25 protein-coding genes are annotated in these 26639 nt (G+C 67.9%); 13 read left to right on the top strand and 12 right to left on the bottom strand.

Annotation, left to right across the window (positions count from 1 at the left end):
• Positions 1-11: 11 nt before the first annotated feature.
• The gene (locus ACTJKY_RS02730) at positions 12-449 is read right to left on the bottom strand and encodes a DUF3576 domain-containing protein (protein WP_440844050.1); all 438 of its coding nucleotides are present in this window, start codon (positions 447-449) and stop codon (positions 12-14) included.
• Positions 450-657: 208 nt separating this feature from the next.
• Between ACTJKY_RS02730 and ACTJKY_RS02735 the strand changes: the two genes are divergently transcribed.
• On the top strand, positions 658-1386 hold the full coding sequence (locus ACTJKY_RS02735; protein WP_440844051.1) for a hypothetical protein: 729 nt from the start codon (positions 658-660) through the stop codon (positions 1384-1386).
• A gap of 14 nt (positions 1387-1400) precedes the next feature.
• Here ACTJKY_RS02735 and ACTJKY_RS02740 read toward each other — a convergent pair whose 3' ends face one another.
• Positions 1401-1883 (bottom strand): thiamine phosphate synthase, encoded by a 483-nt coding sequence (locus ACTJKY_RS02740; protein ID WP_440844053.1) that lies wholly within the window; start codon positions 1881-1883, stop codon positions 1401-1403.
• Positions 1884-1944: 61 nt separating this feature from the next.
• Between ACTJKY_RS02740 and ACTJKY_RS02745 the strand changes: the two genes are divergently transcribed.
• Together ACTJKY_RS02745 and ACTJKY_RS02750 are read left to right on the top strand one after the other, a co-directional pair.
• Positions 1945-2613 carry a YggS family pyridoxal phosphate-dependent enzyme gene (locus ACTJKY_RS02745; protein WP_440844055.1) on the top strand — a complete coding sequence of 223 codons (669 nt, stop codon included), beginning with the start codon at positions 1945-1947 and terminating at the stop codon, positions 2611-2613.
• Positions 2610-3308, top strand: coding sequence for an HAD family hydrolase (locus ACTJKY_RS02750; protein WP_440844056.1), 699 nt, complete (start codon positions 2610-2612; stop codon positions 3306-3308). The genes ACTJKY_RS02745 and ACTJKY_RS02750 overlap by 4 nt, the downstream gene beginning before the upstream one ends.
• 42 nt (positions 3309-3350) lie before the next feature.
• On the opposite strand, the gene ribA is transcribed toward ACTJKY_RS02750, so the two are convergent.
• The 4 genes from ribA to ACTJKY_RS02770 all read right to left on the bottom strand — a co-directional run bounded on the left by ribA (position 3351) and on the right by ACTJKY_RS02770 (position 8517).
• On the bottom strand, positions 3351-4409 hold the full coding sequence (gene ribA, locus ACTJKY_RS02755; RefSeq protein ID WP_440844057.1) for a GTP cyclohydrolase II: 1059 nt from the start codon (positions 4407-4409) through the stop codon (positions 3351-3353).
• Positions 4406-5188 carry an exodeoxyribonuclease III gene (locus ACTJKY_RS02760; protein WP_440844058.1) on the bottom strand — a complete coding sequence of 261 codons (783 nt, stop codon included), beginning with the start codon at positions 5186-5188 and terminating at the stop codon, positions 4406-4408. Before ACTJKY_RS02760 ends, ribA begins: the two co-directional genes overlap by 4 nt.
• Positions 5189-5418: 230 nt before the next feature.
• Positions 5419-6012 carry a LolA family protein gene (locus tag ACTJKY_RS02765; protein ID WP_440844060.1) on the bottom strand — a complete coding sequence of 198 codons (594 nt, stop codon included), beginning with the start codon at positions 6010-6012 and terminating at the stop codon, positions 5419-5421.
• A gap of 114 nt (positions 6013-6126) precedes the next feature.
• The gene (locus ACTJKY_RS02770) at positions 6127-8517 is read right to left on the bottom strand and encodes a DNA translocase FtsK (RefSeq protein ID WP_440844061.1); all 2391 of its coding nucleotides are present in this window, start codon (positions 8515-8517) and stop codon (positions 6127-6129) included.
• A 304-nt stretch (positions 8518-8821) separates the two neighbouring features.
• On the opposite strand from ACTJKY_RS02770, the gene ACTJKY_RS02775 reads away from it, so the two are divergent.
• The 3 genes from ACTJKY_RS02775 to ACTJKY_RS02785 all read left to right on the top strand — a co-directional run bounded on the left by ACTJKY_RS02775 (position 8822) and on the right by ACTJKY_RS02785 (position 12533).
• The gene (locus ACTJKY_RS02775) at positions 8822-9892 is read left to right on the top strand and encodes a Gfo/Idh/MocA family protein (protein ID WP_440844063.1); all 1071 of its coding nucleotides are present in this window, start codon (positions 8822-8824) and stop codon (positions 9890-9892) included.
• On the top strand, positions 9889-11235 hold the full coding sequence (locus ACTJKY_RS02780; protein WP_440844065.1) for a Gfo/Idh/MocA family protein: 1347 nt from the start codon (positions 9889-9891) through the stop codon (positions 11233-11235). The genes ACTJKY_RS02775 and ACTJKY_RS02780 overlap by 4 nt, the downstream gene beginning before the upstream one ends.
• Positions 11236-11315: 80 nt before the next feature.
• Entirely contained in the window at positions 11316-12533 is a 1218-nt protein-coding gene (locus tag ACTJKY_RS02785; protein ID WP_440844066.1) for a UbiH/UbiF/VisC/COQ6 family ubiquinone biosynthesis hydroxylase, read from the top strand.
• Here ACTJKY_RS02785 and ACTJKY_RS02790 read toward each other — a convergent pair.
• Entirely contained in the window at positions 12523-12738 is a 216-nt protein-coding gene (locus ACTJKY_RS02790; RefSeq protein ID WP_440844068.1) for a putative signal transducing protein, read from the bottom strand. The two genes, ACTJKY_RS02785 and ACTJKY_RS02790, sit on opposite strands and share 11 nt — an antisense overlap.
• A 50-nt stretch (positions 12739-12788) precedes the next feature.
• Between ACTJKY_RS02790 and ACTJKY_RS02795 the strand changes: the two genes are divergently transcribed.
• Together ACTJKY_RS02795 and ACTJKY_RS02800 are read left to right on the top strand one after the other, a co-directional pair.
• A complete protein-coding gene (locus ACTJKY_RS02795; protein ID WP_440844069.1) occupies positions 12789-13034 on the top strand; it encodes a type II toxin-antitoxin system CcdA family antitoxin in 246 nt (81 codons plus the stop codon).
• Positions 13034-13315 carry a CcdB family protein gene (locus ACTJKY_RS02800; RefSeq protein WP_440844070.1) on the top strand — a complete coding sequence of 94 codons (282 nt, stop codon included), beginning with the start codon at positions 13034-13036 and terminating at the stop codon, positions 13313-13315. The genes ACTJKY_RS02795 and ACTJKY_RS02800 overlap by 1 nt, the downstream gene beginning before the upstream one ends.
• A gap of 21 nt (positions 13316-13336) precedes the next feature.
• Here ACTJKY_RS02800 and tldD read toward each other — a convergent pair whose 3' ends face one another.
• Both tldD and ACTJKY_RS02810 read right to left on the bottom strand, forming a co-directional pair.
• Positions 13337-14764 carry a metalloprotease TldD gene (tldD, locus tag ACTJKY_RS02805; protein ID WP_440844071.1) on the bottom strand — a complete coding sequence of 476 codons (1428 nt, stop codon included), beginning with the start codon at positions 14762-14764 and terminating at the stop codon, positions 13337-13339.
• Positions 14765-14813: 49 nt separating this feature from the next.
• Positions 14814-15044 carry a zinc-finger domain-containing protein gene (locus ACTJKY_RS02810; RefSeq protein WP_084582405.1) on the bottom strand — a complete coding sequence of 77 codons (231 nt, stop codon included), beginning with the start codon at positions 15042-15044 and terminating at the stop codon, positions 14814-14816.
• 67 nt (positions 15045-15111) lie between these two features.
• On the opposite strand from ACTJKY_RS02810, the gene ACTJKY_RS02815 reads away from it, so the two are divergent.
• On the top strand, positions 15112-16029 hold the full coding sequence (locus tag ACTJKY_RS02815; RefSeq protein ID WP_440844072.1) for an ABC transporter ATP-binding protein: 918 nt from the start codon (positions 15112-15114) through the stop codon (positions 16027-16029).
• A 16-nt stretch (positions 16030-16045) separates the two neighbouring features.
• Here ACTJKY_RS02815 and ACTJKY_RS02820 read toward each other — a convergent pair whose 3' ends face one another.
• Positions 16046-16438: a hypothetical protein gene (locus ACTJKY_RS02820; protein ID WP_440844073.1), complete on the bottom strand. Its 393-nt coding sequence runs from the start codon at positions 16436-16438 to the stop codon at positions 16046-16048.
• A gap of 37 nt (positions 16439-16475) precedes the next feature.
• A complete protein-coding gene (locus ACTJKY_RS02825) occupies positions 16476-17369 on the bottom strand; it encodes an alpha/beta hydrolase family esterase (RefSeq protein ID WP_440844074.1) in 894 nt (297 codons plus the stop codon).
• A gap of 93 nt (positions 17370-17462) precedes the next feature.
• Here ACTJKY_RS02825 and nadB point away from each other — a divergent pair, with 93 nt between their 5' ends.
• The 4 genes from nadB to ACTJKY_RS02845 all read left to right on the top strand — a co-directional run bounded on the left by nadB (position 17463) and on the right by ACTJKY_RS02845 (position 24641).
• Entirely contained in the window at positions 17463-19067 is a 1605-nt protein-coding gene (nadB, locus tag ACTJKY_RS02830) for an L-aspartate oxidase (protein ID WP_440844075.1), read from the top strand.
• Positions 19068-19161: 94 nt separating this feature from the next.
• The gene (locus ACTJKY_RS02835) at positions 19162-20310 is read left to right on the top strand and encodes a serine hydrolase (RefSeq protein ID WP_440844076.1); all 1149 of its coding nucleotides are present in this window, start codon (positions 19162-19164) and stop codon (positions 20308-20310) included.
• Between the two features lie 69 nt (positions 20311-20379).
• Positions 20380-23136 (top strand): DNA polymerase I, encoded by a 2757-nt coding sequence (polA, locus tag ACTJKY_RS02840; protein ID WP_440844077.1) that lies wholly within the window; start codon positions 20380-20382, stop codon positions 23134-23136.
• The gene (locus ACTJKY_RS02845; RefSeq protein ID WP_440844078.1) at positions 23133-24641 is read left to right on the top strand and encodes a lipopolysaccharide biosynthesis protein; all 1509 of its coding nucleotides are present in this window, start codon (positions 23133-23135) and stop codon (positions 24639-24641) included. The genes polA and ACTJKY_RS02845 overlap by 4 nt, the downstream gene beginning before the upstream one ends.
• Before the next feature lie 392 nt (positions 24642-25033).
• On the opposite strand, the gene purH is transcribed toward ACTJKY_RS02845, so the two are convergent.
• Positions 25034-26602, bottom strand: coding sequence for a bifunctional phosphoribosylaminoimidazolecarboxamide formyltransferase/IMP cyclohydrolase (purH, locus tag ACTJKY_RS02850; RefSeq protein ID WP_440844079.1), 1569 nt, complete (start codon positions 26600-26602; stop codon positions 25034-25036).
• Between the last annotated feature and the right edge of the window lie 37 nt (positions 26603-26639).

A 26639-nucleotide genomic window follows, 5' to 3' on the forward strand; every position in this document is an offset into this window, starting at 1 on the left:
TGGGATTCCGATTAGTTGGTCGCGACGGCCGCGCGGCGCAGGTCGCGTGCACGGGTCAGGATGATGTCCTCGAGCTTCTGGACGGTTGCGGCCTGCACGGGTGCGGAGACCCAGGCGCCGTTGCGGTTCACTTCGCGCAGCGCCGCGACCCGCAGCGCATCGGCGCGCAGATCCTGGTCGAGCACGGTAACCGTCACCTTCATCCGCTCGGTGGGGACGTTGGGGTTCACATACCAGTCGGTGACGATCACGCCGCCGTTCGAATCGGTCTGGAGCAGCGGCATGAAGCTCAGCGTGTCCAGCGTGGCGCGCCACAGATAGGCGTTGACGCCGATCGTCGTCACCTTCGACGCCGCCAGATCCGGATTCACGCCCTTCTTGTGGTGGCTGCAGGCGGAGGCGGAAACAGCGAGCGACCCCAGGATCGCAAAGCGCAACAGGCGGTTCATGGACGTCGTACTTCCTACCGGCAAGGGAATGAGTGCCTGCATCTATAGGGCGGGATGTGGCGGGAGCAAGGCGCGACGCGCTGGTATCCGATTGGTCACGAATGGTACGATTCTGTGGGTTGCGTGCAACACTCCGGGAAAATTGCTGCCACCGGTGGAACGTCGCTTTGTTTCCATGGTAGGGACCCCCAATAAGAGAGGTATGCAAATGCGCTTGGTACGTTGGATGTCGGGACTTGGGCTGGGGGCGTTTTGCGCCGCCGGGTTCCTCGTCGCGCCCACGCTCCAGGCACAGGAACGAGACCGCGCACTAAAGGCGGCCGTTCACCCCGCACCCTTGGCGCAGGGCGCCGGCGGGTTTACCCCGGCATCCGCCGATCCCAAGCTCGCCGCCATGCTGGCGCGCAGCGGCATGAACGGGGCGAGCTTCCGCTTCACCCCGGCCGAATCGCGCACCGGGGCGAATCGCGGCGTGACCGTGGCAGTGAACACGGCCTCGAATCGCGCGGTCGATACCGGCAGCCGCCTCGCGGCCGCCAAGCCTGCGTCGGTCAGCCTCGCCCCGATCGCCTATAATCTGGGCGTCGCCGTGGGCTGGCGGCGTCTCGCCGTGTCGGGTGACGTGACCCATATCGACATGGCCAACACCCAGCCGGGCAGCCGCGATCGTTCCGAAGTGGCGCTCAGCTACACCGGCAAGCGCTTGAGCGGCCGCATCGCCGCGGCCGAGGATCGTCCGCTGGCGGGCACCCCGGTGCTGATCGGTGACAAGCCAAGCTATTCGTTCGATCTCGGTGGCTCCTATGCCGTGTCGCGTCGCCTCGATGTGACCGCGGGCGTGCGCTACAAGAGCGAGCGCGATCGCCTGGTGCAGTTCAACGAAGACACGCGCCGCGACAGCCAGTCGATCTATATCGGCACGGCCTTCCACTTCTGATCTGCTGGACCCGGTTAGCGGGTCCAGGCATCGATCGCCGCCCACCCATGCACACCCAGCGGCTTGAGACGCCTGGCCTTGTCCGCGTCCATCCCGCCGAGGGCGATGACCGGCACGGTGAGGCCGCGAATCAGCAGCCCGAATCGCACCGGGCCGAGCACCGCGGCGCCCGGATGCGAGCGGGTGGGGAAGACCGGCGAGACCAGCAGCGCATCGGCGCCGGCGCGGATCGCCGCGATCGCTTCCCGCCGTGAATGCACCGGCCACGTCCTGAGGCCGGGCCCGCGCCGCCCATGGGTGCCCGTCTCGCCGCGCATCGGTTCCGCACCCGCACGCAGCAGCACGAGCCCGCGCCGTCGCGCCACCTTGGCGATGCGGGCGAACAGCGCGCGCCGTTCGGCACTCGGCAGGTGGTAATGGCGGAAGATCACCCCGCTGCCGCGCGGCAGCCGCGCCAGCGCCGCCCATAACGCGTCGCCCAGCCGCGGGTCGGTCATCAGCCACAGGCGCGGGATTGGGGGGTGGCGGGTCGGCATTCGGGTGCCTATAGCCCGCCCCATGCTTCAAGACGATGCCAGCCAGCGGCTCGCCGCGGTGCAGACCGCGATCGCCCGCGCCGCCAAGATCGCCGGCCGCAAGCCCGCCGACATCACCCTGATCGCGGTTTCCAAAACCCATGATGCGGAGACGATCCAGCCGCTGATCGACGCCGGCCAGCGCGTCTTCGGCGAGAACCGCGTCCAGGAAGCCCAGGGCAAATGGCCGCAGTTGCGCGAGACAACTTCGGGCATCGAACTCCATCTGGTCGGCCAGCTCCAGTCGAACAAGGCCGACGAAGCCATCGCGCTGTTCGATGCGATCCACGGTGTCGACCGGCCGTCGCTGGTGAGCGCGCTCGCCAAGGCCATGGACAAGGCCGATCGCCGCCCGGCCTGCTTCCTCCAGGTCAATATCGGCGACGAGCCGCAAAAGGGCGGCTGCCCGGTGGCCGAATTGCCCGCGCTGTTCGCCGAGGCGCGCGCGGCGAACCTGCCGGTCGCCGGCCTGATGTGCGTGCCGCCGGCCGGGCTGGAGGCTGCACCCTATTTCGCCCTGCTCGCCAAGCTGGCGCGCGACCATGGCCTCGACGGGCTCAGCATGGGCATGTCGAGCGACTACGAAACCGCGGTGACGCTCGGCGCCACCCATATCCGCGTCGGCACGGCACTGTTCGGAGACCGGGCATGAACGCGATGACGGGCCTGTCCAGCACGATCCCGATGCGCTTCGCCGGCATCATTTTCGACTTCGACGGCGTGCTGCTCGAAAGCGAATATGCCGGCAACAAGCAGATCGCCGACTATCTGACCAGCATCGGCCACCCGACCACGCCCGAACATTCGATGGCGCACTTCATGGGGCTGGCGGGGCATGATTTCCTCGCTGCGGTCGAGCATTGGATCGGTCGTCCGGTGCCCGAGGGCTTCCACGAAGCCCGCGCCGAGGAAGATGCGAGGGCGCTCTCGGAGGGGCTGCCCGCGGTGGCGGGCGCGCTCCGCTTCCTCGAAAGCCTGCCTGCGGACCTGCCCAAGGCGATCGCCTCGTCCAGCCCTACGCATTGGCTCGACACCCATCTCCGGCATCTGGGGGTGCGCGACCTGTTCGGCGACAAGCTGTTCAGCGGCCGCGAGCATGTCGCCAACGGCAAGCCGGCGCCCGACCTCTACCTCCACGCCGCCGCCGCGCTGGGCGTGCCGATTGCGGACTGCGTGATCCTCGAGGATTCGCCGGTGGGGGTGAAGGGCGCGGTCGCCTCGGGCGCGACGGTGATCGGGCTGTGCGGCGGCACCCACTGCGCGGCCGATCACGGCGAGCGGCTCAAGGCGCTGGGCGTGCACCACATCGCGCAGGATTTCGACGACGTCGCCCGGCTGATTGCCTGACCTTAGCGTATCCTCCCCCTGGCGGGGGAGGATACGCTAGAGTCAAAACTCGTGCCCGGTCCGGTCGCGCTTCGTCGCCAGGTACCGCGCATTGTGCGGGTTGGCCGGCAGCACGTGCGGCACCCGCTCCAGCACGTCGACACCCGCGGCCCGCAGCGTCTCCACCTTTTGCGGATTGTTGGTGAGCAGCCGGATGCGCGGCTGGCCGAGCAGGGTCAGCATCCGCGCCGCCACCCGGAAGTTGCGCGCGTCGATCGCGAAGCCGAGCCGGGTGTTGGCGTCGACCGTGTCGAAGCCCTGGTCCTGCAGCGCATAGGCGCGCAGCTTGTTGATCAGGCCGATGCCGCGCCCTTCCTGGCGCAGATAGAGCAGGATGCCCCAGCCGCTCTTGGAAATCTCCGCGATCGCCGCCTTGAGCTGCGGCCCGCAATCGCATTTGAGGCTGCCGAGCATGTCGCCGGTCAAACATTCGCTGTGCAGCCGCACCAGCGGGGTGTCGCCATTGGGCTGGCCGATCAGCAGCGCGATATGCTCGCCCGGCATCTCGTCGGTGCGGAAGGCGACGATCTCGGCATCCTCGGCGGCCTCCACCGGCAGCCGGGCGCGGCCGACGATGCGCAGGCGATCGGCATCCTCATGCGCGTCGATATCGGCGAGCGTGATCGCGTCCTCGGCATCGCCTTCGAGCACGAAGAAGGCGGGGAGCAGCCCGGCGATTCGCGCCAGCCGAAGCGCCGCCGTCGCGGCATCGGGCTGCACCACCGGAATCGCGCGGAAGGGCCCCTTGAGCGGCGTCGCGAGGTCGAACTGCGGGTCGGCGAGCGCCGTCGCCGCATCGAAATCGAGCCAGTCGACCCGCTCGACCAGCACCGGCGCATCGGGCGTCGCGGCATCGCGCTGGTTGGCGAGCTTGAGCGTCGCCGCACGGCCGGCCGAGAGCAGCACCGGCGCGGTGCCCGCGGGATCGAACGCCGCCAGCCGCGCGCCGTCGCCGGTCTCGATCGCCAGCAGCTTGAGCGTGCCTTCCGCCCCCTTGATGGCGATCGGCCAGCCGCGACGCAGCGCGTCCACGGCTTTGGCGGCGGCGCGGGCACTCGTCAAAAGTCGAACTCCGTCACGATCGGCACATGGTCCGAGGGCTTGAGCCAGGAGCGGCACGGCTCGCATACCTTGTGCGCCGTCGCCTTTTCCGCAACCTCGGGGCTGGCCCACATATGGTCGAGCCGGCGCCCGCGATCGGAGGCGGCCCAGTCCTTGGCGCGGTAGCTCCACCAGGTGAAGCAGCGCTGCGGCGCGGGGATGAACTTGCGGCCGAGATCGACCCAGCCATGCGCTGCCTGCAAGCGGCCCAGCGCCTCCACCTCGATCGGCGTATGGCTGACCACGTCGAGCAGCTGCTTGTGGCTCCAAACGTCCGATTCGAGCGGGGCGATGTTGAAGTCGCCGGTCAGGATCGTCGGCACGTTCAGGCCCTCGGACCATTCGGTCATCCGCTGGACGAAATCGAGCTTCTGGCCGAATTTGGGGTTCACCTCCCGGTCGGGCACGTCGCCACCGGCGGGGACATAGACATTCTCGAGTCGCACGCCGTTCGGCAGCCGTACGCCGACATGGCGCGCTTCCTGGTTGGCCTGCCAGTCGAGCCGGTCGTCCTCCACCAGCGGCACGCGGGAGACGATCGCGACGCCGTGGTGCATCCGTTGGCCGTGCTTGATGACATGGGCATAGCCCAGGTCGTGGAACGGCGACTCGGGGAAGTCGCCGTCGATCACCTTGGTCTCCTGGAGACACAGGATGTCAGGGGCTTCCTCGCGCAGAAACTGCTCGACGATGGCGATGCGGAAGCGGACGGAGTTGATGTTCCAGGAGGCGATCTTCACGCGCGCCGATGTAGCGATTCTTCGGCGGAGCGCCAGACCAGCCGGAAAAGGAAAGGCCCCCGCTCCGGGGGCAATGGAGCGAGGGCCGACCTAGCGTTCGTCACGCAGGCGGGAAGGGGTACCAGGCCCGGGCAACAGGGGGAAAAATCCCGGGCAAAAACCCCATCCGCACTTACGCTCTTAGACCGGCGAACCTGTCGCTTGGATGAACGATTGCACAGAAAGCGAAATTAGTGCGTGCGGCCCTGCGGACGCGGATCGGTCCAGCGGAAGCTCGAATCGCCGACGGGCACGTTGAAGCGCTGGTTGCTCAACCGAATCGTGGTGCGGTTGTTCTGCGCGTCGAGCGCGACCCAGCCCTGGAGCTTGAGGCCGGCGGGCGCGGCCGCATCCTTCTGGAAGACGAGGGTGATCCGGCCATATTCGGGATGCTTGTTGTCGTGCACCTCGACCGAGACCACACGGGAATCGGCGGTGGGCTTCACTGTCGCATAGCCGCTGATGTCGCGATTCGGATCGAGCAACACGCGCAGCGGCGAATTGCCGATCGGCCAGCGCTGCACCTGCCGCACCTGATAGTCGATGAAATAGAGGCTGCTGCCGTCGGCGACGATCAGCTGGGGCACGCCCTTCTCGTACTGGAAGCGGATCTTGCCGGGGCGCTTCAGCGTCATCGTGCCGGCGACGACGCGGCCGTTGCGGTCTTCCTGGGTGAAGTCCGCGGTCATGCTGGTGACCGCCTTCAGATGCTGCTGGACCTGATCCAGCTCGGGCGCCGGCGCCGCCGCGACGAGCAGCGGGGCGGCGAGCAAGGACAAGGCCAAGGGACGGGAAAACACGAGGAACGTCTCCGAATTGCTGGTCGCCCGGGTAGCGGGCGGGGCTTGAACGGGCTGTGAACCCGCACCCCACCCGATTCGATCCCGTTACGGCTTGCCTTAGAGCGGCCGCCCGTCGGTATCCATCAGCACTTCGCGGCGGCCGACATGGTCTGGCTTGGAGACGAGATTCTCGCGCTCCATCCGCTCGATCAGCCGCGCCGCCGAATTGTAGCCGACGCGGAGCTGGCGCTGCAGCCAGGAGGTGGATGCCTTCTGGCTCTCCGCCACCAGCTGCACCGCGCGGCGATAGGTCTGCTCCTCGGGGCTGTCCTCGCCGTCGGGTGCGCCTTCCAGCGTGAAGCCGCCGTCCTCGGGCTCCTCGGTCACCGCCGAGATGTAATCCGGCGCCCCCTGCGATCGCCAGAAATCGGTGACCGCCTGAACCTCGTCGTCGCTGACGAAGGGCCCGTGGACGCGGGTGATGCCCTTGCCGCCGGACATGTAGAGCATGTCGCCCTTGCCCAGCAGCTGCTCGGCGCCCTGTTCGCCGAGGATGGTGCGCGAATCGATCTTTGAGGTGACGTGGAAGCTGATCCGGGTCGGCAGGTTGGCCTTGATCACGCCGGTGATGACGTCGACCGAGGGGCGCTGCGTCGCCATGATCAGGTGGATGCCCGCCGCGCGCGCCTTCTGCGCGAGCCGCTGGATGAGGAATTCGACTTCCTTGCCCGCGGTCATCATCAGGTCGGCGAGCTCGTCGACGATGACGACGATCAGCGGCAGCACCTGCAGGTCGAGCGTCTCTTCCTCGTAGATCGGCTTGCCGGTTTCGGGATCGTAGCCCACCTGCACCTTGCGGCCGAGCGTCTGACCCTTGGCCTTCGCCGTGCGCACCTTGTCGTTGTAGCTGGCCAGGCTGCGGACGTTGACCGAGGCCATCATCCGGTAGCGATCCTCCATCTGCTCCACCGCCCATTTCAGCGCGCGCACCGCCTTGGGCGGATCGGTCACCACGTCGGCAAGCAGGTGGGGGATGTCCTTGTACATGCTGAGTTCCAGCATCTTCGGATCGATCATGATCAGCCGGCACTGCTCGGGCGTGAGCCGATAGAGCAGCGACAGGATCATGCAGTTGAGCCCCACCGACTTGCCCGAGCCGGTGGTACCGGCGACGAGCAGGTGCGGCATGGGCGCCAGGTCGGCGATCACCGGCTCGCCGGCGATGTTCTTGCCGAGCACCACCGGCAGGGTGGCGCCCTGTTCCTCGAACTGCTGGCTGCCGATCAGCTCGTGCAGGCTCACGCCTTCGCGCGTCGCATTGGGCAGCTCGATGCCCATCACGGTGCGGCCGGGGATGGTGGCGACGCGGGCCGAGATCGCGCTCATGTTGCGGGCAATGTCGTCGGCCAGCTGGATCACGCGGCTGGCCTTGATGCCGCTCGCCGGCTCCAGCTCGTACATGGTGACTACGGGGCCGGGGCGGACCTCGACGATCTCGCCCTTGACATGGAAGTCCTCGAGCACGCTTTCGAGCAGCCGGGCGTTGCGCTCCAGCGCGGCCTTGTCGACCGTCGCGGTGCGATTCGCCGGGGGCGGGGTGAGCAGGTCGAGCGGGGGCAGCTGGTAGCTGTCCTTGAAGTCGAGGGCGGCCTGCACCGGCGGCTTGGTGCGGGCAGGCGCGGTGGCGATGGTGCGGTCGGCGATCACCGGGCCGGGGCGGTTGTCCGGCACCACCACGCGGCGCGGTTCGGCGGCGCGGGGCGGGTCGCGGTCGAAGGGCAGGTCGTCGTCGTCCTCGTCGGGATCCTCGTCGAACGCCGCCACCGTCTGCGGCCGGGCGCGGAAGCCCGCGCCTTCGGGGGCCGTGACGATTCGCGCCTCGCCGGTCGAGCGGGTGAAGCGCGGCATACGGAACAGGCGCAGCGGCGAGGTAAACTCGAGCCGTATCCACCACAGCCATAGCCCGCCGAGCAGCAGCAGCAGCCCGATGCCGCGGCCGACCCAGAAGGACACCGCCGGATCGCCCGCAAGCCCGATCAGCCAGTCGACGCCGCCCGCGATCGAAAGCCCGATCATCCCGCCCATGCCGGCCGGCAGCCGCCAGTCGAGCGGCAGCGACCAGTCGAAATGGAGCAGTCCGAGCCCGATCGCGGCGAGCGTAGTGGCGGCCAGCGCGCTGCCGATCATCCGGCGCGGGTGCTCGATCGGGCGGTCGATCATCATCCGGTGGGCGCTCAATAGTCCCACGGGGGCGAGCAGCAGCACCGGCAGGCCGACGATCGTGTAGAGGATGTCGGCGATCCAGGCGCCGACCGGGCCAAGCCAGTTGCGCACCGGCCCGCCCGCGGCGGTGTTCAATGCCGGATCGGAGGCATGGTAGCTCAGCATCGCCAGCACGAGCGCGACGGTCAGCACGAACAGCGCCGTGCCCGCCAGGACGAACCCGCCGCGGCGGACACCCGCCTTCATCGTGTCGCGCCAATGCGGCGCTTCTGCGCGGGACGCCATCGCCCAGCCTCCGGATCTGTAAGGAAAAACGTGGCGGAATCATCGCGCCTGCGGACTCCGCCGTCAAGGCGCGGGGGACTACGGCATGCTTACCATCGCATGCGGGACTCGGCTCGTCGAACATTTTGCGGCGCAGCAAGTTCATCCCTGCTATGCCGTTAACGAACCGCGCATCGGAATCGGTGCGCCTGTGGAACGGTTCCGCGGTCGCTGCTTTTAGTGGAAACCGCGAACAGTATCAGCAACGGAGCCGAACGTTCTTGGCTACCGGCACTATGCGGCAACGACGTTGGGGGATTCAGTAGTGAACACACGTTGGGCGATATTCGGCACCGGCGGGATTTCGGCGAAGTTCGTCTCGGGCCTTCGTCACGCCAAGGGCGCCAAGCCGCAGCTGGTGGTATCGCGCAGTGCGGAGTCGGGCCGGCGCTTTGCGGATGCCTTCGGGATTCCCGAGGTGGCCGAGGGCTATGACAGCGTCACCGCGGCCTCGCCCTTCGACGTCGCCTATATCGCCACCCCGCCGTCCGAACATGCCCGCCACGCGATCGCCTGTATCGAGGCGGGCAAGGCGGTTCTGATCGAGAAGCCGTTCGCCTCCTCGGTGGCGGAAGCGCGGCGCATCGCCGATGCCGCCCGCGCGCAGGGCGTGTTCTGCATGGAAGCGATGTGGACCCGCTTCAATCCCGCCGCCCGCCGCCTGCGCGACCTGGTCCGCGACGGCGCGATCGGCGAGGCGCGCCAGGCGCACGGCGCATTCTGCTTCACCAACGAGCCCGATGCCGCCAACACCAGCTTCGATCCGCAGCGCGGGGGCGGGGCGCTCGCCCAGCTCGGCGTTTATCCGATCTCGCTGCTCCACTGGCTGTTCGGCGCGCCCGAGGCGGTGGAGGCGTTCGGCCGGATCGGCGATACCGGCGTCGAGGAAGATGCGGCGATCAGCCTGCGCTTCGCCGGCGGGGTGGTGGCGACGGTCAATACCAGCCTGCGCGCGCTCGGCGACAATGGCCTGCGCATCGGCGGCACGCATGGCAGCGTCGCGTTCGAAGGCCCGATCTTCCGCCCCTTTGGCGTGCGGCTCCAGCGGATGACCCCGCGGCGGAAGGGGAGCGGCTCCGGGCTCGGCCGCAAGGCGCTGCTCCGCGAACAGGGGCTGCCGCAAAAGCTGTCGCAGCTCCACGGCCTGCTGACGCGCGGCGGCAAGGTCGACCGGCAGCTGTTCGCCGGCAACGGCTATCACTATCAGGTCGAAGAAGTCGGCCGCTGCCTCGCCGCGGGGCTCCAGGAGAGTCCGGAGATGACGCTGGCGGACAGCATCGCGGTGATGGAAACCATGGACACAGTGCGCGAACGGATCGGGGGACAGGGCAAATGAAGATGCAGGGCGAAACCACGGGCAAGACGGGCGTGGCCATCATCGGCTGCGGCTATGTGTTCGACCATTACATGACGACGGCATGGGCGCATCCGGAGATCGACGTGCGCGGCGTGTACGACATCGATCTGGCCCGCTCGGCCAAGGTGTCCGATTATTACGGCTTCTCGGTCTATCCCGATCTCCAGGCGATCCTGGACGATCCCGCGGTCACGCTGGTGCTCAACCTCACCACCATCGAGGCGCATTTCGAGCTGACCCGCGCGCTGCTCGAAGGCGGCAAGAACGTCTATTCGGAAAAGCCGCTCACCACCGATCTGGAAGAGGCGCGCACGCTGTTCCGCATCGCCGAGGAGCGCGGGCTCGTCCTGTCGAGCGCGCCGTGCAACTTCCTCAGCGACAGCGTTCAGACGATGTGGAAAGCGGTGCGCGACGGCGCGATCGGCAAGCCGCTGCTGATCTATGCCGAGTTCGACGACAACCCCATCTACCTGATGAAGCCGGAGACCTGGCGCAGCCGCACCGGCGCGCCCTGGCCCTATATCCACGAATATGAAATGGGCTGCACCTTCGAGCATGTCGGCTACCATCTGGTGTGGATGCTGGCGATGTTCGGGCCGGTGCGCTCGGTCACCGCCTTCTCCAAGGTCGTCGTACCGCACAAGACCGACCAGCCGATGCACCCGGCGAACACGCCCGACTTTTCGGTCGCGACGCTCGATTTCGTCAGCGGCGTCACCGCGCGCGTCACCTGCAGCATCGCGGCGCCGGCAGACCACCGCATGCGGGTGATCGGCGACGAGGGCGAGCTGAGCACCGATACCTATCGGCATTACCAGTCGCCGGTGTTCCTCGAGCGCTTCTCCCAGCTCAGCCTCAATGCCCGCAAGGCGCGCAGCCTGCGGCTCCAGCCGCTGTTCGGCCGCGGCTTCGGCGTCGGCGGGCGGGTGCTGCCCTTCGTCCGCCACTGGAAGTCGTTCGCGACGATGCGCGCCAATGCCGCGGGCAAGACCTCGTTCTTCAAGAAGCTGGTCGCCGGCGCCAAGCGCCGCGAGGTCGGTGCGCAGGACAAGATGCTCGGCGTCGCCGAGACCGCACGCGCGTTGCGGATGGGCGAGCCGTGCCCGATCCCGCCCGATTTCATCCTCCACGTGACCGAGCTGACGCTGGCGATCCAGGGCGCGGGCACGATGGGCGGCGCGGTGGCGCTGACCACCAGCTTCGTGCCGTTCGAGCCGATGGCCTCGACCAAGGCCGATCCGCGCAACTATCGCGACAGCTATTCGCCCGGCTTCCTCGCCAAGCGGATGGACGGGATGATCGAGCGGCTCCACCAGCATTGATGTCGGGCAGGTGCAGGGGTTTCCCGCCCCTGCACCTGTTGACGGCTGGCAGGCGCGTGCGAACCTGCTAGGGCAGGGCCATGGACCAGGCGGACATTCTCATCCTAGGCGGCGGGCTGGTCGGCAGCGCGCTGGCGGTTGCGCTCGACGCGCATGGCATCAGCTCGATCGTGATCGATCCGGCGGACCCCGAAACCATCCTCGGCGCGAGCTTCGACGGCCGCGCCTCGGCGATCGCGAGCGCGCCGATGCGGATGTTCGAGGCGATCGGCGTCGCCGGGCGGCTGGCGGGGAAGGGGTGCCCGATCGAGGGCATCCGCGTCTCCGACGGGCTGGAGCCGGGCAAGCTCGATTTCGCGCCGGACGCCGATGACGGCGCGCTCGGCCATATGTTCGAGAATCGCGTGCTGCGCACCGCGCTGTTCGAGGCGGCGCAGGCGGCGCCGCTGGCGGATGTTCGGATGCAGACTCAGGCGGTTTCGGTGGAGCGCGGCCCCCACGGCGTGGTCGCGACGCTCGATTCGGGGGCGACGGTGCGCGCGCAGCTGCTGATCGCGGCGGAGGGGCGCAACTCGCCCACCCGTGATTCGGCCGGCTTCAAGGTCGCGCGCTGGACCTATGACCATGCCGCGATGATCGCGACGCTCAACCACGAGCGGTCCCACGAGAACATCGCCTACGAGATTTTCTACCCGCAGGGCCCGTTCGCGATCCTGCCGCTGCTCGACGACGAACGCGGCCATCGCTCGGCGGTGGTGTGGACCGTCCATGCCCGCGACGCGGCGGCGATGCACAAGATTTCCGACCGCGCCTATCTGGCCGAGGCCGAGAAGAAGATGGGCGGGTTCCTGGGCAAGCTGGGGCCGCTGTCGTCGCGCTCTTCCTATCCGCTGGGCTTCCACCATGCCGCCTGGATTACCGCCGAGCGGCTGGCGCTCGTCGGCGACGCCGCGCACGGCATCCATCCGATCGCGGGGCAGGGCGTCAATGTCGGCTTCCGCGACGTGGCGACGTTGGTCGAGGTGCTGGTCGACGGCAAGCGGCTGGGGCTCGACATGGGCGATCCCGAGCTGCTCGCCCGCTACCAGCGCTGGCGCGGGCTCGACACCTTCATGGTCTCGCTGGCGACCGACGGGCTCACCCGGCTGTTCGGCATCCCCGGCGCGCTGCCCAATGCGGTGCGGCGCTTCGGCCTGTCGGCGGTGGACAAGCTGCCGCCGCTGAAGAACTGGTTCATGGGCGAGGCGCGGGGCGAGAGCGGTGACGTGCCCAAGCTGCTCCAGGGGATTACGGCGTAGGGTCACCCGCCGCGTCGACGATGGCGCGGGCGGCGTCGAGGTCCTCGTCGTCCACCATCACGCGTACCGGGATCAGCAGATAGCTGCCGTCGGCAATGCTGGCGCCCGCGTCGAACACGAAGCTGGGGATGTCGTCATCCTCCAGCCGGCCCTGGACGATGAAGGCTTCCTGCCGGTTGAACCGGCCGAGTTCGACGAGCGCCATGCCGGCCTCCGATGATTGACGCGCATGGGGCATGCGCATAGCTTGTTCGCATGAAGCACGATCCGATCGCGTCCGGCAAGCGCAAGGCGGTGAACCTGTCGCTCGACACGGGTATCGTCGCCGCCGCGCGCGAGGCGGGACTGAATCTTTCGCAGGTGTGTGAGGCCGCCATCCGTAGCGCCACCAAGACGGAACAGGACCGTCTCTGGCAGGAGCAGCATCGCGAGGCGATCGAGGCGAACAATGCCTGGGTCGAGCAGCACGGCCTGCCGCTGGCGAAACATCGCCTTTTCTGATGGCTAAGTTCGATGTGCATCGCGGCGGAGGCGGCACGCTTCTGCTCGACTGCCAGAACGACCTACTGCAGCACCTCAACACGCGGCTGGTGGTGCCGCTCGCTAAGCCAGAAGAGGCAGTTCAGATCGACCGGCGCCTCACCCCGGTGCTGGAGGTCGAGGGCGCGCCGCGCATCATGCTCACCCATTTCGCCGCTGCCATCCCGCTCGCGGAGCTTGGAGCGCGCATTGGCTCTGTCCGCGACCAGGAATATGTCGTGCCGGGGCGCTGGACATGCTGATCTCGGGCTACTGACGACGGATCAGGCCGCCGTCCCGCCCACCGTCAGGCCTTCCACCAGCAGGGTCGGCTGGCCGACGCCGGCGGGGATCGACTGGCCGCCCTTGCCGCACATGCCGATTCCCTCATCGAGCGCGAAGTCGTTGCCGATGCCGGTGACGCGGTGGAGCACGGTCGGCCCGTCGCCGATCAGCGTCGCGCCCTTGATCGGGGCGCCCAGCTTGCCGTTCTCGATGAGGTAGGCCTCGGTGCACGAGAAGACGAACTTGCCCGAGACGATGTCGACCTGTCCGCCGCCGAAGCTCTTGGCGTAGATGCCCTTCTTCACGCGCGACAGCAGCTCGGCCGGATCGTCCTTGCCGCCCTTCATGAAAGTGTTGGTCATCCGCGGCATCGGCGCGTGCTGGAACGACTCGCGGCGGCCATTGCCGGTGGGCTCGACCCCCATCAGCCGGGCGTTGAGCCGGTCCTGCATATAGCCCTTGAGGATGCCGTCCTCGATCAGCACCGTCTCGCGGGTCGGCGTGCCCTCGTCGTCAATCGAGAGCGAGCCGCGGCGATCATAAATCGAACCGTCGTCGACCACCGTCACGCCCGCCGCCGCGACGCGCTCGCCGATGCGGCCGGAAAAGGCGCTGGTGCCCTTGCGGTTGAAGTCGCCCTCCAGGCCATGGCCCACTGCCTCGTGGAGCAGCACGCCCGGCCAGCCGGGGCCGCACAATACGGTCATGTCGCCCGCCGGGGCCGCGACCGCATCGAGATTGACGAGCGCCTGCGCCAGCGCCTCGTCGATCGCACGGTTCCAGGTCTCGGGCTGGAACAGCCGGTCATAGACGACGCGACCGCCGGTGCCGAAGCTGCCGGTCTCGCGGCGGCCGTTCTGCTCGACCACCACCGAGACGTTGAGCCGCACCAGCGGCCGCACATCGGTGGCGACGAAACCGTCGGCGCGCACCACCTCGACGACGCTCCACTGGCCGGTGAGGCTGACGGAGACCTGCTTCACCCGGGGATCGCGGGCGCGGGCGGCGGCGTCGATCGTCTGGCACAGATTCACCTTGTCGGCGAAGGGCACCAGGTCGAGCGGATCGGCATCGGTATAGAGGTGGCGGTTGTTGCCCTGGGGCGGGGGCGCTTTGCCCTGCTTGGCCGGATCGATCAGTGCCATCGTCTCGGCGGCGCGGCGGATCGCGGCGGCGCTGATCTCGTTGGCATGGGCGAAGGCCGTCGTCTCGCCCGAGACCGCGCGCAGGCCGAAGCCCGACTGCGTGTCATAGGCGGCGGTCTTCAGCCGGCCGTCGTCGAAGCCGAACGCCTCGGACTTGCGATATTGCAGATAGAGCTCGCCATCCTCAGCCTGGCCCAGCGCATCGGCGGTCAAGCGAACGGCAGCGTCGGGATCAAGCCCGTCGCGATAGAGGAAGGCGCGGGGATCGTTGGGAATGCTCATCCTACCGATATAGGAGGCGCGTGCGCAGAGTCACGCGCTCCCGCGACGATCAGATGCTGGCGCCTGCCGGGTGGTCGGGCAGCTGGCTCTGGTCGGCGCCGTCGGCAGGGCCGCCGATCAGCACGAAGCGGCGGTCGCAATAGCCGCAATCGACATAGCCGGTCTCATCGATTTGCAGATAGACGCGCGGGTGGCCGAGCGCTGCGGGCAGGCCGGGGCCGGTGCCGTCGCAGGCGACGCGGGCGTGGGCGGTGCGGATGACTTCGGGCGGGGCGATCATGTCCCGCGCCTTAGCAAAGCGCGCGGGGGCTCGCAATCGGATGCGCAGGGTCTTAAAGCTGCCGGCCATGACCCAGGCAGCGATCGCGATCGACACTCTGTGCAAGACCTATCAGGGCGGCAAGCGCGCGCTCGACGGGGTGAGCTTCGACGTGCCGCGCGGGCAGATCTTCGGCCTGCTCGGCCCCAACGGCGCGGGCAAGTCGACGCTGATCAACATCCTGGCGGGGCTGGTCAACAAGACCGACGGCAAGGTCTCGATCTGGGGCTTCGACATCGACGCGCATCCGCGCAACGCCAAGGCGAGCATCGGCATCGTCAACCAGGAGATCCTGTTCGATCCCTTCTTCACGCCCAAGGAGACGCTGGAGATCCAGGCGGGCCTGTACGGCGTGCCGAAGGGCACGTTCGATGCGATGGCGCTGCTCCGCGCGGTGCATCTCGAAGACAAGGCCAATGCCTATTCGCGCACGCTTTCGGGCGGCATGAAGCGGCGGCTGATGGTTGCCAAGGCGATGGTGCATTCGCCGCCGATCATCGTGCTCGACGAGCCGACCGCGGGCGTCGACGTCGAACTGCGCCAGCAGCTCTGGGCCTATGTGAAGCAGCTCAACCAGCGCGGCGTGACGGTGGTGCTGACGACGCACTATCTCGAAGAGGCCGAGGAGCTGTGCGACCGCATCGCCATCATCAACCACGGCCAGCTGATCGCCAACAAGCCCACGCGCGAGCTGGTCGGCATGGCGCAGGAAAAGGTGGTCGAGGTGACGGTGGACCGCGACATCGCTGCGGCACCGGACAATGCCTGCTTCCAGAAGGTGGAGCTGAAGGGCGAGCGGGTGCTGGTGATCACCTACCGCAAGGACCAGGCCAATGCCGGCGAAGTGCTGGGCGCGGTGCAGGCGGCGGGGCTGGGGATCGTCGACGTGTCGACCCGCGAGGCGGACCTGGAGGATGTGTTCCTGAATTTGACGCGGGCGGGGTAGGGAGAGGCTTAGGTCTTCACCAAATCTGGAACGAGCCCTCGTTCAGGAACAAGCAGACGTCGTTAAAGCTTTCCGTGATCGTATCGGGCTTGATTCGCATCGCATCTGGGATCGCCCTCCCGGTCGCTTCGATTTGCTCTTCGAGGCGGCGGATTACGTCAGCGACAGCAAAGCCGAACTTGGGATGATGCGCCGCTGTGACCAGGTGGCGGCAAAGATTATGCGCATCGCTAGCGCTGACAGTCTGCCCATCATTGGAGTCATAGCCACCTCGCCAATCGGGATCGCTTTCGAGGGTGGTACCTTCAGGTTGCCAGCCAAAGGAGCTGGCGAGGTTCAGGTAAACTGCCCACGGGCCGCCGCCGATACGAAATTCGCGCCCATGCTCATTCTTCAGATCGAAAGCCACAGCGAGGTCCTCAGAGAAACACTCTCATTATAGACGACTATCGTCGATACTTTGCAAAAAAGTCCCACATTGCTTCGTTGTCCGCCACCCAGACATGACCGGCGCCATGTTTCACCCGACCAGCCACGTCCGCGCCGCCCGAGCAGCGGCTGAAGCGCTCTTCCTGCACGTCGGCTGACACCTCGCGCTCCACGGGCCCCACCCGGCACCCGTTCAGATCCGCCCAGCGGACCAGCGCGGTGTGCATCGTGTATTGCCAGTATCCCGCGCCGCCGCCCTGGATGGGGTTAGTGGTGTCGGCATCGCCGGCGAACGCCAGCACCGGTATCGGCCGCGCGGGCGTGCAGGTCGCCGGATCGGGGACGCGGGGCAGGTCCTTGCGCGGATTGCCAGCGCGCAGGCCCACCACCGGCGCGATCGCGGCGAAGCGGTCCGCGGCGACGCAGCCGAGCCACGAGGTCATCCGCCCGCCGCCTGAATATCCGGTGGCGTAGATGCGCGCGCGGTCCACGCAGCCCTTGGCCGCGAGCTGGTCGATCGCGGTCTGCACGAAGGCGACATCGTCCGCATCGTCCGGGCCGGGGATCTTGCCAGTCACCGTCGGCACGCCGGGGATGTTCCACACGAAGCCCTTCTCCGCCGGGATGCCGCCGTCTGGCGCGGCGAGCAGGAAGCCGTGGCGGTCCGCGGTCGCCTCCAGCTTCGACTGGTCGAGGATGTCGCGTCCCTTGCCGGTGCTGCCGTGGAACACGAACACCAAAGGCAGCCGTGCGGCGCTGCGACCGGCGGGGACATGCACCAGCATCGATCGGCCGGTGCCCTCGATCGCCACCGGCACCGTCGTTCCAGCGGCCCCAAGCCGGCACGTCGCCGCCTGTGCCGAGCCGCTGCCGAACAGCATCGCCACTCCGATCCACCAGCCCAACCGCATCTGCTTCTCCTATGCGCAACCCCCTTATGCCCAAGGGTAGGGATTGCGGAACCCGGCGCATGCGCGCTTTAAGCGCCGCAAAGGAGTGCCTCTTTGTCCGACACCAATCACCAAAGCGATGTCCTGGTCCTCGGTTCCGGCGCGGCGGGGCTTACCACCGCGCTGCATCTGGCGGACCGGTTCAAGGTGACGGTGCTGGCCAAGGGCGGCTTTGCCGAGGGCTCCACGGCCTGGGCGCAGGGCGGGATCGCCGCGGTGCTGGAAGAGGGCGACACCTTCGAAAGCCATATCGAGGACACGATGGTCGCCGGCGCCGGGCTCAACGACCGCGCGACGGTGGAGATGGTGGTCGAGAATGCCCCCGCCGCGATCGAGCGGCTGGTCCAGCTCGGCGTGCCGTTCAATACCGAGGGCAATGCGCTGCACCTCACCCGCGAGGGCGGCCACAGCCACCGCCGCATCGCGCATGTCGACGATGCCACCGGCCTCGCGGTGCAGACCGCATTGCTCCGCGCCGCGCAGGCCCATCCGAACATCACGCTGGTGCCGGACATGGTGGTGATCGACCTCGCCACCAGCCGGCATGAGCTCCGCTATTCGGGCGCCGGCAATGTCTGGGGCGTCTATGCCTTCAACCGCCAGACCAACCGGGTCGAACTGTTCACCGCCCGCGCGACCGTACTGGCGACGGGTGGGGCGGGGCGGACCTACCTCTTCTCCACCGCCCCGCGCGGCGCGACCGGGGACGGCATCGCGATGGCCTGGCGTGCGGGCTGCCGCATCTCCAACATGGAGATGATGCAGTTCCACCCGACCTGCCTCTACAATCTCGACGTCAAGAATTTCCTGATCACGGAAGCCGTGCGCGGCGAGGGCGGGCATCTGCTGCTGCCCCCCGAAGCGGGCGACGAGGCGGGCCACCGCTTCATGCCCGATTTCGACCCTCGGCTGGAGCTGGCGCCCCGCGACATCGTGGCGCGGGCGATCGACCATGAGATCAAGCGCCTCGGCCTCGATTATGTGCACCTGGACATCAGCCACATGGGGCCCGAGTTCGTCCAGCACCATTTCCCGACCATCTACCACCGGCTGCTCGACCTCGACATCGACATGACGAAGGAGCCCATCCCGGTGGTCCCCGCGCAGCATTACACCTGCGGCGGCGTGATGATCGATCGCGACGGGCGGACCGACCTGCCGGGCCTCTATGCCGCGGGCGAGGTCAGCCAGTCGGGGCTGCACGGCGCCAATCGCCTGGCCTCCAACTCGCTGCTCGAATGCTTCGTGTTCGGCGAGGCGGTGGCGAATCACATCGGCGCGCATTGGGGCGATCTCGCCCCGCCGCCGGCGATCCGGCCCTGGGACGAGAGCCGGGTGACCGATTCCGACGAGGAAGTCGTCATCAAGCAGAACTGGACCGAGATCCGCCGCTTCATGTGGAACTATGTCGGCATCGTCCGCACCACCAAGCGGCTGGAGCGCGCCGCGCACCGCATCAAGCTGCTGCGCGAGGAAGTCGCCGACTATTACGGCCATTTCCGCGTAACGCCCGACCTGATCGAGCTGCGCAACCTGCTGGAGAGCTCCGACCTGATCGTCCGCTCGGCGCTCCACCGCAAGGAAAGCCGGGGGCTGCACTATACGCTCGACTATCCGGAGACGGCGGCCGAGGCGATCGACACGGTGCTGGTGCCTTGATCGGGTTGCGGACGGATCCACGCCTCGTCGCTCCTCCGACTCGCTTCGTCGCATTGCGGGAATCCCTTGCTTTGCCGCCTCTAGGGGCGGTCGCATGATGGACCTGGGCAAGAGGTTGGTTGCGGTGCGTAAAATCCGGTTTTCGAAAGTCGAGCGTGCGCTGACCGTTGCGGGGCTGGGACCCGCGGTGCTGCTGGGCTGCGCCGTCCACGAACATCCCGAACTCGCCGCCTATTTGCCCGCGCCCAATTACGGCGAGCTGATGCCGATTCCGCGCGCCCAGGCAGCACCCCGCCCGGAAGTGCCGCCGCCCGCGGCGCTGGTGAATCGCCTGGCCGAGGTCGCCCATAGTTTCGACGGCGTCGTCGGCATCGCGGTGACCAGCGTCGACCGCAACTGGACCGCCTCGCAGGGCGGCGCGCGCAAGCTGCCGCAGCAGAGCGTCTCCAAGCTGTGGGTGGCGATGACCGTGCTCGACCAGGTCGACCAGGGCCGCATCCGCCTGAACGATCCGCTGGTCATCACCCGCGCCGATTTCACCCTGTTCCACCAGCCGGTCGCCTCGCTGGTGAAGGGCGACCAGGGCTATCAGAGCACGGTCGGCGAGATCCTGCGCCGCGCGCTGACGATGAGCGACAACACCTGCAACGACAAGCTGCTGCGCCTCGTCGGCGGTCCGCCGGCGGTCCGCTCGTTCATCGCCCGCAACGCGCTCGGCTCGATCCGCTTCGGCCCGGGCGAGAAATTGCTCCAGCTCGGCACCTCGGGGCTGACCGCCTGGAAGCCCGAATATTCGATGGGCAACAGCTTCGCGGTGGCCCGCGCGCAGTTGCCCCGCGAGACTCGCGTCGCCGCCTATCAGCGCTATGTCGCCGATCCGCCCGACGGTGCGGCACCGCTCGCCATTGCCGGCGCGCTCGCCCGGCTGAAGCGCGGCGAACTGCTCTCGCCCGTCTCCACCCAGTGGCTGATCGCGACGATGCAGGCCTCGCACACCGGCAAGTTCCGCCTGCGCGGCGCGCTGCCGCCGGGCTGGCAGCTCGCCCACAAGACCGGCACCGGCCAGGATCTGTTCGGCCGCACCGCCGGCTATAACGACGTGGCGCTGCTCACCGCGCCCGACGGCCGGTCCTATGCGCTGGCGGTGATGATCGGCGACACGCCGCGCCCGATCAACGAGCGCCAGCTACTGATGCACGCGGTGGTCCGCGCGGTCGTCGACGAGCATCAGGCCGGCGCCTGAAAATCACGGACTGAAAACAAGGGGCTCGGCGGGATGACGGCGGCGCACCGCGCTGCTATCTCCCGCCCCATGCCCCATCTCTATCTCGTCGACGGCTCCAGCTACATCTTCCGCGCCTATCACCGGCTGCCGCCGCTGACCAACAAGCATGGCGAGCCGGTGGGGGCGGTGTACGGCTATACCGCGATGCTGTGGAAGCTGGTCGACGCGCTCCACAAGGCCGATGGGCCCACCCATATGGCGGTGATTCTCGACAAGTCCGAGCATACCTTCCGCAACGATCTCTACGACCAGTACAAGGCGCATCGCCCGCCCGCGCCCGAGGATCTGGTCCCCCAGTTCCCGATGATCCGCGACGCGACGCGCGCCTTCAGCCTGCCCTGTATCGAGGAACTGGGCTGGGAGGCGGACGACCTGATCGCCAGCTATACCAAGGCGGCGCTGGCGCAGGGCTGGGCGGTGACCATCGTCAGCTCCGACAAGGATCTGATGCAGCTGATGACGGACCCTTCCGTCGACATGCTCGACACGATGAACAACAAGCGGATGGGCCCGGACGATACCCGCGAGAAGTTCGGCGTTGGCCCTGAGAAGCTCGGCGAGGTGCTCGCGCTGATGGGCGACAGCGTCGACAATGTCCCCGGCGTGCCCGGTGTCGGCCCCAAGACCGCCGCCAAGCTGATCCTTGAACATGGCGATCTCGAATCGGTGCTCGCCGCTGCCCCGTCGATGAAGAAGGGCAAGCTGCGCGATAATCTGATCGAGCATGCCGATCTCGCGCGGCTGAGCCACCAACTCGTCACGCTCGCCTGCGACGTGCCGCTGCCCGAACCGCTGGAAGCGATGGAGCTGCAGGGCATCCCCGACGCGCCGCTGCGCGCGTTCCTTGAGCATCACGGCTTCAAGACGCTGCTCTCGCGCCTGTCCTCGGTGGCCGATGCGCCGGTGGAGACGCACGACACCCCCGGCGTCGAGGAAGACCCGCCCTGCAACCATGACGGCTATGAGACCGTCACCGATCTGACCGCGCTCGACCGCTGGATCACCGTCTCGCGCCACCAGGGCTGGGTGGCGATCGACACCGAGACGACCGGGCTCGATGCGACCCAGGCCGATCTCGTCGGGGTCAGCATGGCGCTGGCGCCGAATCTCGCCTGCTATATCCCGCTCGGCCATGGCGGCACCGACATGTTCGCCGAGAAGCCCGATCAGATCGACCGGGCCGAGGCGCTCGCCCGGTTGAAGCCGCTGCTGGAGGATCCCGCCGTCCTCAAGATCGGGCACAACCTGAAGTATGACATGATCGTGCTCGGCCGCGCGGGCATCCGCGTCGCGCCCTATGACGACACGATCGTGATGAGCTTCGATCTCGACGCCGGCCTGCACGGCCACGGCATGGACGAGCTCGCTGCCACCCACCTCGCGCACAGCTGCATCGCCTACAAGGACGTGGTCGGCACGGGGAAGAGCCAGCTCAACTTCGGCCAGGTCGATCTCAAGGCCGCGACCCGCTACGCCGCCGAGGATGCCGACGTCACGCTGCGGCTGTGGCGCCGCCTCAAGCCGCGGCTCGCCTATGAGAGCGTGACCCGCGTCTACGAGAGCGTCGACCGCCCGCTCGTGTCCGTACTGGCCGAAATGGAGGCCACCGGCATCAAGGTCGATGCCGCCGTGCTGGCGAAGCTCTCGTCCGACTTCGCGCAGCAGATCGCCGCGCTGGAGGAAGAGATTCACGCCATCGCCGGGTTCAAGTTCACCATCGGCAGCCCCAAGCAGCTGGGCGACGTGCTGTTCGACAAGATGGGGATCAAGGGCGGCCGCAAGGGCAAGTCCGGCGTCTATTCCACCGACGTCAACGAGCTGGAGCGCATCGCCGCCGACAAGGATTCGCCCGGCCGCGAGATGGTGCTGAAGGTGCTCGACTGGCGCCAGCTCTCCAAGCTCAAGTCGACCTATACCGATGCGCTGCAGGCGCAGATCAACCCGCATACGGGCCGAGTCCACACCAGCTACAGCCTCACCGGCGCGCAGACCGGGCGGCTCTCCTCGACCGATCCGAACCTGCAGAACATTCCGGTCCGCACCGAAACCGGCCGCCAGATCCGCGACGCCTTCGTCGCCGAGCCGGGCAACGTCATCCTCTCCGCCGACTATTCGCAGATCGAGCTGCGCCTGGCCGCGCACATCGCCGACGTGCCGGCGCTGCGCACCGCGTTCGCGAACGGGGATGACATCCACAGCCTGACCGCGATGGAGCTGTTCGGCGAAGTGAACCGCGACACTCGCGGCCGCGCCAAGACGATCAACTTCGCGATCCTCTACGGCATCTCGCGCTGGGGGCTGGCCGGCCGGCTCGACGTGACGCCGGACGAGGCGCAGGCGATGATCAATCGCTATTTCGAGCGCTTCCCCGGCATCAACCGCTACATCGCCGACACGCTGCGCGAGGCCAAGGAGCGCGGTTATACCACCACGCTGTTCGGCCGGAAGACGCACTTCCCGCGGCTCAAGGCGTCCAACCCGAATGAGCGGGCGGGCAGCGAGCGCGCCGCGATCAACGCGCCGATCCAGGGCACCAGCGCCGACATCATCAAGCGCGCCATGACCCGGATGGTCCCGGCGCTGCGCGAGGCGGGACTGGATAAGGTCCGCATGCTCCTCCAGGTGCACGACGAACTGGTGTTCGAGCTGCCCGAAGGCGATGTCGAGGCCGCCCGGCCGATCATAGAGCGGGTGATGGCCACCGCCGCCGAACCGGCGATCCAGCTCACCGTGCCGCTGGGCGTGGAGATCGGCGTCGGGCCCAGCTGGGGCGCCGCGCATTGAGCCAGACGGAAGCGTCCAAGGATATCAACGCGCTCGCCAAGGGCGGGCGCACCAACATGCTGGGCTTCATCATCCGGCTGGTGGCGCGGCTGCCGTTCCTGTTCATCGCCGGGCGCTCCTATGGCCCGGAGATCGTCGGGCGGTACGCCATCGCGGTGCTGGTCATCGAGTTCGTCGCGCTGGTCGCGACGCTCGGGCTCAAGCGCGGGCTGGCGCAGGCGCTGTCGCGCACCGATCGGCCGCACACCCATGTCGTGTGGGACGCAATGGTCGTGGCCTTCGTCGCGGCGCTGATCGCCAGCGGCATCATGATGCTGTTCCCGCAGGCGATGTTCCCCAACAGCCCGGTGATGGGGCTGGAGCGCTTCCTTTCCGTCGCGGTGATCGCGATCGCGCTATCGGACGTGTCGCTTTCCGCGCTGGCCTATCGCCACAATATCGGCGCGGCAGTGACCGCGCGGGCGATCATCGAGCCGTGGACGATCAGTATCGCGGCCTATGTCTTCTCCTTCGTCTCGTCGCGCGACGGGCTGCTGATGGCCTATGTGCTGTCGATGAGCGCGGCCCTGGTTGCCTCGATCGTGCCGTTCGTGCGCGAATATGGCCTGCCCGTCGGCTGGAGGCCGCAGCCGGCGGAGATCTGGGGTCTGGCGCGGCTCAACGCGCCGCTGGCGGGGGCCGACGCGATCGAATGGGCGACGCGCAATGTCGATCGCTTCATCCTCGGCCTGCTGTTCGCGCCCTCGGTGGTCGGCATCTATTACATGGCGCAGCAGGTCGCCTCGGTGCCGCAGCGGCTGAAATCGAGCTTCGATCCGATCCTGGGGCCGGTGATCACCCAGAGCCTCGCGGCGGGTGACCGCCCGGCAGTGGCGAACCAGGTGCGGCAGGTCGGCTTCTGGATCCTCTGCGCGCAGGCGGGACTCGCCGTGATGTTCTCGATCCCCGCCGAGGGGGTGATGGGTCTGCTCGGCCGCGAGTTCGTGATCGGCTCGGCGGTGCTGTGCATCCTGCTCTTCGCCGAGGTGCTCGCCTCGCCCGGAGCGGTGTGCGAGACGGCGCTGATCTACATCGCCCGGCACACCAATCTGGCGATCTCGATCTGCGTGCTGATGCTGCAGATCGGCTTGAGCTTCGTGCTGATCTTCGTCGCGCGGGGTCAGGGCTGGCCGGTGCCGGTGCAGTCGGCGGGCCCGGCGGTGGCGCTGGCGCTCTCGCTGACGATCGGTTCGATAGCGAAGGGCCTGCTGCTCCAGGCCAAGCTCGGCGCGCCGGTGGTGAGCATCCGCCCCAGCTTCTTCGCCGCGATGGCGACCGCAGGGCTGGTGGGGGGCGCCTTCACCGCGCTGCCGCACCGTTTCGAATGGGCCGAGATGAGCCTGGGCATGCCGGCGATCCTGGCCACCTTCCTGTTCGTGATCATCCGCTTCGGCTTCGGCCCTGAGGACCGCGCCCTGTTCCGCAAAGCGCCGCGTGCCGAGGCAATGGCAGGCGAGACTGCCTAACCGTTCCCCTCCCTCGGCGAAGCCGGGGGAGGGGAACCGCCGCCGCAGGCGGTGGTGGAGGGGGCGGCGCAGCGCACACCGCCGCCGGAAAGCCAGCGAAGCGGTATCCCTGGCAAACCTTGCTCGGCCCGCTTTGATCCCCATATGTTCTACGCTGCTCTTTGAACCCGCGAGCCACTCCATGCCGTGCGCATCCACGGATGCGCACGCGCTCGAACATATCCCCGGCGCGAAACGCGCACGGACGTAAACTTCCTAAACTTCAGCGGGACTGAAACTGCGCGAGGGCCTAAACTTCGTAAACTTCAGGCCGCGGAAAAACGCGCCACAGCCTAAACTTCGTAAACTTAAGAGCTGCGCCGCGCCCCCACCGGAAGCGCGGCGCCTGTGCCTCAATGCCGGAAGTGGCGCATGCCCGTGAACACCATCGCCAGCCCGGCTTCGTCGGCTGCCGCGATGACTTCGTCGTCGCGGATCGAGCCGCCGGGCTGGATCACTGCGGTCGCGCCCGCTTCCACCGCCGCCAGCAGACCGTCGGCGAAGGGGAAGAACGCGTCCGACGCCACCGCCGAGCCGATCGTGCGCGGGGTCGCCCAGCCGGCCTTGTCGGCGGCGTCCTTGGCCTTCCACGCGGCGATGCGGGCGCTTTCCAGACGGTTCATCTGGCCGGCGCCGACGCCCGCCGTGCTGCCGTCCTTGGCATAGACGATCGCGTTCGACTTGACGTGCTTGGCCACCGTCCAGGCGAACAGGCAGTCGGCCAGTTCCTGCTCGGTCGGCTGGCGCTTGGTGACGACCTTGAGCTGGTCACGCGTGACGATGCCGTTGTCACGGCCCTGGACCAGCCAACCGCCGGCGATCGACTTGGCGAACAGGCCCGCGCGCGCCGGATCGGGCAGCTCGCCGGTGAGCAGCAGGCGGAGATTCTTCTTCGCCGCGAACAGTGCCAGCGCTTCCTCGTCGGCGTCGGGTGCTACCACCACTTCGGTGAAGATGCCGGTGATCTGCTCGGCGGTCGCGCGGTCGAGCGGGCGGTTGACCGCGATGATGCCGCCGAACGCCGAGACGGTGTCGCAGGCGAACGCTGCGGCATAGGCCTCGGCCAGCGTCGCGCCGCTCGCCACGCCGCAGGGATTGGCGTGCTTGACGATCACCGCGGTCGGCGGGCCGTCGCGGAATTCGCTGACCAGCTCGAGCGCCGCATCGGCGTCGTTGTAATTGTTGTAGCTGAGTTCCTTGCCCTGCAGCTGGCGGGCCTGGCCGATGCCGCGCGCGGCCGGGCCGGTCGCGGCATAGAAGGCCGCCTGCTGGTGCGGGTTCTCACCGTAGCGCAGCGCCTGGCCGCGCTTCAGCGAGATATTGAGCGTCTCCGGGAAGGCCTCGCCCTGGTCGGCAAAGGCGAACCAGCTGGAGATCATCGCGTCATACGCGGCCGTCGCGGCATAGGCCTTGGCGGCGAACTTGCGGCGCTGCTCCAGCGTGGTCGTCCCGCCCATCACCAGCGCATAATCGGCCGGATCGGTGACGATCGCTACCGATTCATGGTTCTTGGCGGCAGAGCGCACCATCGAGGGGCCACCGATGTCGATATTCTCGATGATCTCGTCGCGGTCCGCGCCCTTGGCGACGGTCTGGGCGAAGGGATAGAGGTTTACCACCACGAGGTCGATCGGTGCGATTTCGTGCTCGGCCATCGAGGCCTGGTGCTCGGGATTGTTGCGCACCGAGAGCAGGCCGCCATGCACCTTGGGGTGCAGCGTCTTCACCCGGCCGTCCATCATCTCCGGGAAGCCGGTGAGGTCCGAGATATCGCGGACCTCCAGGCCGGCGTTGCGGAGGGCGGTGGCGGTGCCGCCGGTCGAGACGAGCTCGACGCCCTGGGCGGCCAGAGCCTGGCCGAGTTCGACGATCCCGGTCTTGTCGGAGACCGAGAGGAGCGCGCGGGTGATCTTGATGTCCATGGCCCGCCCCTCTCCTCAATCGGGCGCGCCGGGGCAA

The organism is Sphingomonas sp. 22176, from assembly GCF_052045505.1.
Taxonomy (GTDB): Bacteria; Pseudomonadota; Alphaproteobacteria; order Sphingomonadales; family Sphingomonadaceae; genus Sphingomonas.

Bases quoted from the DNA above. Each gene is read 5' to 3' on its own strand.
- ACTJKY_RS02730 (WP_440844050.1), bottom strand. From the start codon at position 449: ATGAACCGCCTGTTGCGCTTTGCGATCCTGGGGTCGCTCGCTGTTTCC.
- ACTJKY_RS02735 (WP_440844051.1), top strand. From the start codon at position 658: ATGCGCTTGGTACGTTGGATGTCGGGACTTGGGCTGGGGGCGTTTTGC.
- ACTJKY_RS02740 (WP_440844053.1), bottom strand. From the start codon at position 1,883: ATGACCGACCCGCGGCTGGGCGACGCGTTATGGGCGGCGCTGGCGCGG.
- ACTJKY_RS02745 (WP_440844055.1), top strand. From the start codon at position 1,945: ATGCTTCAAGACGATGCCAGCCAGCGGCTCGCCGCGGTGCAGACCGCG.
- ACTJKY_RS02750 (WP_440844056.1), top strand. From the start codon at position 2,610: ATGAACGCGATGACGGGCCTGTCCAGCACGATCCCGATGCGCTTCGCC.
- ACTJKY_RS02770 (WP_440844061.1), bottom strand. From the start codon at position 8,517: ATGGCGTCCCGCGCAGAAGCGCCGCATTGGCGCGACACGATGAAGGCG.
- ACTJKY_RS02780 (WP_440844065.1), top strand. From the start codon at position 9,889: ATGAAGATGCAGGGCGAAACCACGGGCAAGACGGGCGTGGCCATCATC.
- ACTJKY_RS02785 (WP_440844066.1), top strand. From the start codon at position 11,316: ATGGACCAGGCGGACATTCTCATCCTAGGCGGCGGGCTGGTCGGCAGC.
- ACTJKY_RS02790 (WP_440844068.1), bottom strand. From the start codon at position 12,738: ATGGCGCTCGTCGAACTCGGCCGGTTCAACCGGCAGGAAGCCTTCATC.
- ACTJKY_RS02795 (WP_440844069.1), top strand. From the start codon at position 12,789: ATGAAGCACGATCCGATCGCGTCCGGCAAGCGCAAGGCGGTGAACCTG.
- ACTJKY_RS02800 (WP_440844070.1), top strand. From the start codon at position 13,034: ATGGCTAAGTTCGATGTGCATCGCGGCGGAGGCGGCACGCTTCTGCTC.
- tldD (WP_440844071.1), bottom strand. From the start codon at position 14,764: ATGAGCATTCCCAACGATCCCCGCGCCTTCCTCTATCGCGACGGGCTT.
- ACTJKY_RS02810 (WP_084582405.1), bottom strand. From the start codon at position 15,044: ATGATCGCCCCGCCCGAAGTCATCCGCACCGCCCACGCCCGCGTCGCC.
- ACTJKY_RS02815 (WP_440844072.1), top strand. From the start codon at position 15,112: ATGACCCAGGCAGCGATCGCGATCGACACTCTGTGCAAGACCTATCAG.
- ACTJKY_RS02825 (WP_440844074.1), bottom strand. From the start codon at position 17,369: ATGCGGTTGGGCTGGTGGATCGGAGTGGCGATGCTGTTCGGCAGCGGC.
- ACTJKY_RS02835 (WP_440844076.1), top strand. From the start codon at position 19,162: ATGATGGACCTGGGCAAGAGGTTGGTTGCGGTGCGTAAAATCCGGTTT.
- polA (WP_440844077.1), top strand. From the start codon at position 20,380: ATGCCCCATCTCTATCTCGTCGACGGCTCCAGCTACATCTTCCGCGCC.
- purH (WP_440844079.1), bottom strand. From the start codon at position 26,602: ATGGACATCAAGATCACCCGCGCGCTCCTCTCGGTCTCCGACAAGACC.